Origin of the sequence: Microbispora sp. GKU 823 (assembly GCF_002027145.1) — a bacterium.
Lineage (GTDB): Bacteria > Actinomycetota > Actinomycetes > Streptosporangiales > Streptosporangiaceae > Microbispora > Microbispora siamensis.
In genome coordinates this window covers 1-6,626 of sequence record NZ_MWJN01000192.1, presented here as the reverse complement: position 1 = coordinate 6,626, position 6,626 = coordinate 1, and the positions used below count along the sequence as shown (strand labels likewise).

The 6,626-nt window shown below is 70.6% G+C and carries 6 protein-coding genes; 2 read left to right on the top strand and 4 right to left on the bottom strand.

What is annotated here, in order from left to right:
* Positions 1-561: RICIN domain-containing protein (locus B1L11_RS43635; RefSeq protein WP_143737981.1), on the top strand; the 561-nt coding region annotated here is incomplete at its 5' end.
* Positions 562-674: 113 nt separating this feature from the next.
* On the opposite strand, the gene B1L11_RS43630 is transcribed toward B1L11_RS43635, so the two are convergent.
* Genes B1L11_RS43630 through B1L11_RS43615 form a run of 4 tightly spaced genes read right to left on the bottom strand, consistent with a single transcriptional unit; the run spans position 675 to position 5,305 of the window.
* Positions 675-1,511: a carbohydrate ABC transporter permease gene (locus tag B1L11_RS43630; protein ID WP_079321012.1), complete on the bottom strand. Its 837-nt coding sequence runs from the start codon at positions 1,509-1,511 to the stop codon at positions 675-677.
* Positions 1,508-2,452, bottom strand: a complete 945-nt coding sequence (locus tag B1L11_RS43625; RefSeq protein WP_218671687.1) for a carbohydrate ABC transporter permease — start codon at positions 2,450-2,452, stop codon at positions 1,508-1,510. Before B1L11_RS43625 ends, B1L11_RS43630 begins: the two co-directional genes overlap by 4 nt.
* Positions 2,449-3,786: an ABC transporter substrate-binding protein gene (locus B1L11_RS43620; RefSeq protein WP_079321011.1), complete on the bottom strand. Its 1,338-nt coding sequence runs from the start codon at positions 3,784-3,786 to the stop codon at positions 2,449-2,451. The genes B1L11_RS43625 and B1L11_RS43620 overlap by 4 nt, the downstream gene beginning before the upstream one ends.
* A 4-nt stretch (positions 3,787-3,790) precedes the next feature.
* Complete coding sequence (locus tag B1L11_RS43615) at positions 3,791-5,305, bottom strand: alpha-N-arabinofuranosidase (protein ID WP_256863425.1); 1,515 nt, start codon at positions 5,303-5,305, stop codon at positions 3,791-3,793.
* 181 nt (positions 5,306-5,486) lie between these two features.
* On the opposite strand from B1L11_RS43615, the gene B1L11_RS43610 reads away from it, so the two are divergent.
* Positions 5,487-6,554: a LacI family DNA-binding transcriptional regulator gene (locus B1L11_RS43610; RefSeq protein ID WP_079321009.1), complete on the top strand. Its 1,068-nt coding sequence runs from the start codon at positions 5,487-5,489 to the stop codon at positions 6,552-6,554.
* Positions 6,555-6,626: the final 72 nt, after the last annotated feature.

The following is a 6,626-nucleotide window of genomic DNA, read 5'->3' as shown; positions in this document are numbered from 1 at the left end:
GGCACCACCACAACCCAGGCCACCATCGAAGGCATCAGCATCTCCGGCGTCGGCCACCAACTCCCCATGACCGGCCAACTCGCCTACGCCATCTCCTTCCTCGGCCTCGACGACACCACGCCGTCGTCGTCCCCCTCGCCCAGCCCCAGCCCCACCGCCACCCCCACTCCCGGTGGAGGTAGCGGGCCGATCAAGGGGGCGGCCTCCGGGCGCTGCCTGGACGTGCCCGGCGCGAGCACCGCGGACGGCACCCAGGTGCAGCTGTGGGACTGCAACGGCCAGACCAACCAGACCTGGACCTCCACCTCCGCCGGCGAGATCCGGGTGTACGGCAACAAGTGCCTGGACGCCGCCGGCACCGGCAACGGCGCCAGGGTCCAGATCTACAGCTGCTGGGGCGGCGACAACCAGAAGTGGCGCGTCAACTCCGACGGCTCCATCGTCGGTGTCCAGTCCGGGCTGTGCCTTGACGCCGCCGGCGGCGGCACCGGCAACGGCACCGGGATCCAGCTCTACAGCTGCTGGGGCGGCACCAACCAGAAGTGGACCTGGACCAGGTAGCCCGCACCTGTGAGACGGGGTCCCGACCGTCCACACTCGCCCGCCGCGGGACCGCGCGATCGCGTCCCCGGCGGCGGACGGCGGTTTCGCCCCGTTTTCCCGCGGGGCGCCGCTCATCCCTTCAGGCCCGAGCGGGAGATGCCCTCGATGATCCAGCGCTGGGCGACCAGGTAGAGCAGCAGCACCGGGACGCTGGCGATCATCGCTCCCGCCATTACCAGGTCGTATCGGATGTTGTTGGCGCTCTGGAAGTTGCCGAGGCCGGCGGGCAGCGTCAGCGACTCGGGGCTCAGCAGCACGAACAGGGGCCACAGGAAGTCGTTCCAGTTCGTGAGGAACGACAACACGAACAGGGTCACCAGGGCGGGCTTGGCGAGCGGGAGCACGACCCGGGTGAAGGTCTGCCAGCGGTTGCAGCCGTCGAGCTCGGCCGCCTCCTCCAGCTCCCCGGGCAGCGTGGAGAAGAACTGCCGCAGGAAGAAGACCCCGAACGCGCTGGCCGCCGCCGGCACGATGACCGCCGGCAGGCTGTCGACCCAGGCCAGCTCGTTGACGATGAGGAAGTTGGGCACGAGCAGCACCACCGGGGGCACGAACAGCGTCGCCACGATCACCGTGAACACGGCGCCACGGCCGCGGAAGTTCAGCCGGGCCAGCGCGTACGCCGCGGGGGCCGCGGTGACCAGGACGAGTGCGGCGTGCCCTGTCGCCGCCGCGAGGCTGTTCAGGAACCAGGAGACGGCCGGGAAGTCCGTGCTGCCGAGGATCTCCCGGTACGCGCCGAGCGTGACGGGGTGGGGGATCCACTGCGGGGTGGTCGACCCCGCCCCCTCCCGGGTCTTGACCGACGTGACCGCCATGTAGACCAGCGGGCTGACGTAGAGGGCGGCGACCGCCGCGAGGACGAGATGGAGCAGCGATCGCTGCAGCCCGCGAAGATCCTTTCTCATCGCGCCCGCCTGTTCCTGAACGCGCCGAAGACGAGGCCGCTCGCCGCCATCAGGAAGGCGGCCAGCACGAAGCTCATGGCCGACGCGGTGCCCATGTCGAACTGACGCAGGCCGGTCTCGGCGATGAGGTAGATGGCGGTCTTGGTCTGGTCGGCCGGAGCACCCACTGTGATCAGGTACGACTGGCCGAACATGTTGGCCGAGGCGAGGATCGTGGCGTTGACCACGAAGAGCGTGACCGGGCGCAGGCCGGGCAGCGTGATCGCCCGGAACCGGTGCCAGGCGCCCGCCCCGTCGACCATCGCCGCCTCGTACAGCTCCCTGGGGATGTCCTGCAGCCCGGCGAGGAAGATCACCGAGTTGAGCCCGAGCGTCCACCAGACGGTCACCCCGATCAGCGCCACCCACGCGCCGGGCAGGTCGGTGGTCCACTGCACGTCGAGGCCGAGGTAGTGGTTGACCAGGCCGATGTTGCCGTCGAGCAGGAACCGCCACAGCAGGCCGACCACCGCCACGCCCAGCACGTACGGCGCGAAGTAGACGGCCCGGTACAGGTTGCGGCCGCGGAACCGGCCGTTCATCAGCAGCGCGACGAGCAGCGGCAGCACGATCAGCAGGGGCACCGAGAACACCGTGAAGATCCCGGTCGCCTTCATCGCGGTCCAGAACCTCGACCCGTCCACGCTCGACGGGTCGAACAGCTCCGCGTAGTTGGACAGGCCCACGAACGGCTTCGCGGGGACGTTGATGTCCCACTCGTGCAGGCTGGTCCAGAAGCCGAACCCGATGGGGAGCGCCATGAACACCGCGAACAGCAGCAGGTAGGGCGCCAGGAAGGCCCACGGCGTCCAGGGGTGCATGCGGCGTACGGGAGCCCCCGGGGCGGTCTCGGACACCCCGGGGTCCCGCGCGGCCGTGGCGGCGCCGGCCAGCACGCTCACTTGGCGTACTTCCTCTTGTTGTCCGCCAGCAGCTTGTTCGCCGTGGCGACGCCCTCCTTCAGCGCGTCCGCGGGGGAGGACTGCTTGAGCACGGCCTTGGCCACGGCGAGCTCCAGCGCCTTGGTCTGCACGTCGCCCACGCCGGGAAGCGCCGGGATGAAGTGGAAGACGTCCAGGTTCTCGGCCAGCGCGATCTGCGGCAGCGAGGCCACCTGCGGGTCCTGGCGTACGGAGTTGCGGGCGGGGATCATGCCAGCCTTGGCCCACTCGTTGGACCGCTCGGACATGTAGTCGATGAAGAACTTGGCCGCCTGCACCTTGTTGGCGTCCCGGCCCGCCTGGGCGGTCAGCACGAAGTTGTGCGAGGCGCTCCACACGGCCGGGGTGCCGCCGATGTTCGGCACGGGAGACAGGTCCCACTTGAGGCTCGGCGCGTTGGTCTTGAGGTCGTTGATCTGCCAGATGCCGTCCCAGGTGAGGCTCACCTTGCCGTTCTTGAACGCGGCGTACTGGCTGTCGATCGCGACCTTCTCGGGGCTGAAGCCCTTGTCGATCTGCTCGACCATCCAGGCGAGGGCCTGCTCGCCGGCGTCGGAGCCCCACAGGGCCTGCAGGCCGTCTTCGCTGTAGAGCTGCCCGCCGAACTGCCATACCAGGCTCATGAACATCAGGTGGGCGGGCCACTTGTTCGGCATCCAGAAGGGATGCTCGATCCCCGCGTCCTTCAGGCCCTTGAGCGCCTCGCCGTAGGCCGCCTTGTCGGCCGGGGCCTCCTTCAGGCCGATCTTGCCCAGGTGGTCGGTGTTCCAGTAGTCGCCCAGGCAGTGGACGTCGAGCGGGACGCTGTAACGCTTGCCGTCGTACTCGCCGGCCTTCCACACCGCCGGGATGAAGTCCGACTCGGTGAGCCCGAGCGCGCCGACCACGTCGTCGAGCGGGATCAGCACCTGCCGGGCGGCGAACGTGCTGATCCAGTCGTTGTGGATGACGGCGACGTCGGGGCCCTTGCCGGCGGCGATCGCGGTCGGCACGGCCGGGTAGAGGTCGGCCCACTGCCGGGTGACGTTGCGCACCTCGATCCGGCCGCTGTAGGCCTTGTTGAACGCGTCGAGCATGGCGCGCATGTGCGGGCCGTCGCCCCCGGTGAAGCCGTTCCAGAAGTCGAGCGTCACCTTGGGCCCGCTGTACTCCCCGCCGGAGAACGTCGCCGCGGGCGACGGCGCGGTCTCGCCCGCGCCGAGCTTGGTGCCGCCGCCGCAGGCGGACAGCGCGGCGGCCAGACCGGTGGCGCCGGTGAGGCCGAGGAACGAGCGGCGGGACAGGGAATGTGTCATGGTGCTACTCCTGGGGGGACTCAGGGGCAAAGCGGACAATAGTCCACGAAACTGGTGGAAGGGTGAGTTCGGCGCGGTGGCCGTTCATCCGCAGGCCGCTGCCGGGCCTCGGGGTCACGCGGTCGGGGGAGTCGGCGGTGTTGGCCGCCGACAGATCGTCGTCGGTGATCTCCAGGTGCTCGACCGGCCGTACGGGCGCGCGCAGTTCCACGTCGAGGCGGCAGGGGCCGTGGCGGTCCCGGTTCACCACGAACAGCGCGATCTCGCCCGTGGCGTCGTCGTGGGTCGCCGTCGCCCAGATCGCCGGGGCCTCGCCGTACCGGGCGGTGGAGATCACCGGCCCCTCGGGCTCGACCCGCAGCACCTCGCCGCGGGCGTGCCGGGCCGTCAGCGCGAACGGATGGAAGATCGTCTGCCGCCATGCCGGGCCACCGGGCTCGGTGCGGATCGGGGCGATCACGTTGGCGAGCTGCGCCTGGCACGCGATCTTCACCCGGTCGGCGTTGCGCAGCAGGGCGATCAGCAGGCTGCCGACCACGACGGCGTCGGTCACGTCGTAGGTGTCCTCGATCAGACGCGGCGCCTCGGCCCACTCCAGCGACGACTCGCCCTTGAAGCGGCTCTGGTACCAGACGTTCCACTCGTCGAACGACAGGTCGATCCGCCGGGGGTTGCGCAGTTTCGCGCCGACGTGGTCGGCCGTCGCCGCGATGGAGCGGATCATGTGGTCCATGTCCGAGGCGCTGGCCAGGAAGGAGTCGACGTCGCCGTCGGAGGGGTCGTAGTAGGCGTGGAGCGAGACGTAGTCGACCATGTCGTAGGCCGCCTCGAGCACCTCCGCCTCCCAGCCCGCGAACGTCGGCATCCCGCTGTTGGAGCTGCCGCAGGCGACCAGCGACAGGCCGGGGTCGAACCGCTTGAGGGCGCGGGCCGTCTCCGCCGCCAGCCGGCCGTACTCCGCGGCCGTCTTGTGCCCGAGCTGCCACGGCCCGTCCAGCTCGTTGCCCAGGCACCACAGCCGGATGTCGTACGGCTTGTCGGCGCCGTGCGCCCGGCGCAGCTCCGACATCCGGGTGCCGCCGGGGTAGTTGGCGTACTCGACCAGCCGGAGGGCGTCGGCGACGCCGCGGGTGCCGAGGTTGAGCGCCATCATCGGCTCGACGCCGGCCTTCCCGGCCCACGCCATGAACTCGCCCAGCCCGAACCGGTTGCTCTCCAGGCTCCGCCAGGCGAGGTCGAGCCGGGGCGGCCGGTCCTCCACCGGGCCCACGCCGTCCTCCCACTGGTAGTTGGAGACGAAGTTGCCCCCCGGGTAGCGCACGAGCGTGACGCCGAGCTCGCGGGTCAGCTCCAGCACGTCGGTGCGGAAGCCGTCGGCGTCCGCCGCCGGATGGCCGGGCTCGAAGACGCCCGTGTAGACGCAGCGCCCCATGTGCTCGACGAACGAGCCGAACAACCGGGGCTCGACCGGGGCGATCCGGAAGGCGGGGTCAAGGGTCAGACGAGCCGGCGACGCCAAGGCACGACCTCTCTGTTGATGCGACATTGCGTGGTACGAGGGTTTGTACAACGTTGTTTCAACGTTGTAAACAGGTCTCCTGAGACTCGATACCAGGGCGTTACGATCGGATGCCGTACGGCCGCGACCTGCCGTACGAGCCCGTCGTACGACGTGAGAGGCAGCGTGAAGTGAGCGTGAAGTGGGAGTGAGTCTGCGGGACGTGGCGCTGCTGGCCGGGGTGTCGGTGAAGACCGTGTCCAACGTGGTCAACGGCTACGCGCACGTCTCGCCGGTCACGCGCGCCAAGGTCGAGCGGGCCCTGTCCCAGCTCGACTACCGGCCCAACCTGTCGGCCCGCAACCTGCGCCTCGGCCGTACCGGGGTGATCGCGCTCGCGCTGCCCGAACTCGACGCGCCGTACTTCGCGGAGTTGTCCCGGTTCGTGATCGACGCGGCGGCCGAGCAGAAGTGGATCGTCGTGATCGAGCAGACCGACGGCAGCCTGGAGCGGGAGCGCCGGGTGCTCGACGGGGTGCGGGACCACCGGGTGGACGGCGTCATCCTCAGCCCGGTCTCGATCGGCGTGGAGGAGCTGGCCGCCCGCACCGACGACGCCGCGCTGGTCCTGCTGGGGGAGCGGATCTACGACGGGCCGGCCGACCACGTGGCGATCGACAACGTGCGGGCCGCCCGCGACGTCACCGAGCACCTCATCGGGCTCGGCCGCACGCGGATCGCGGCGCTCGGCGCGCAGGACAACTCTGTCAGCGGCACCTCGCCGCTGCGCCTGGCCGGGTACGCCGAGGCGATGACGGCACACGGGCTGCCGCAGACCATCGCCGAGGTGGAGCGGTACCGGCGGGCCGAGGGCGCCGCGGCCATGGCCCGGCTGCTGGCCGCGCCGCGGCTGCCCGACGCGGTCTTCTGCTTCAACGACCTGCTGGCGCTCGGTGCGATGCGCACGATCCTCGCCGCCGGGCTGCGGGTCCCCGAGGACATCGCGCTGGCCGGCCTCGACGACATCGAGGACGGCCGCTACAGCACGCCGACGCTGACCACGGTGGCGCCGGACAAGGCGCAGCTCGCCCGCATCGCGGTCGACCTGCTGCGGGCCCGCCTGGACGGCAGGGCCGCCGGCCCGCCGCGCGAGGTGCGGGCCGACTACCGCCTCGTCGTACGCGAGAGCACCGCCGGACGGACCGAGGACGGCCCGACCCCGGCCGCGATCCCGCCCCGGCCCCCCACAGCCTCGGCCGGAGCGGACTAGGGCCTGTTTCTCGGATTTCCTGACGTGATCACGGTGTGGCTTCCACCCTGGTCGGTGTGGGAGGCCGAGGGG

What these genes read in the sequence shown, in the direction of transcription:
- B1L11_RS43630 (WP_079321012.1), bottom strand. Translation starts at nt 1,511, where the DNA reads ATGAGAAAGGATCTTCGCGGGCTGCAGCGATCGCTGCTCCATCTCGTC.
- B1L11_RS43620 (WP_079321011.1), bottom strand. Translation starts at nt 3,786, where the DNA reads ATGACACATTCCCTGTCCCGCCGCTCGTTCCTCGGCCTCACCGGCGCC.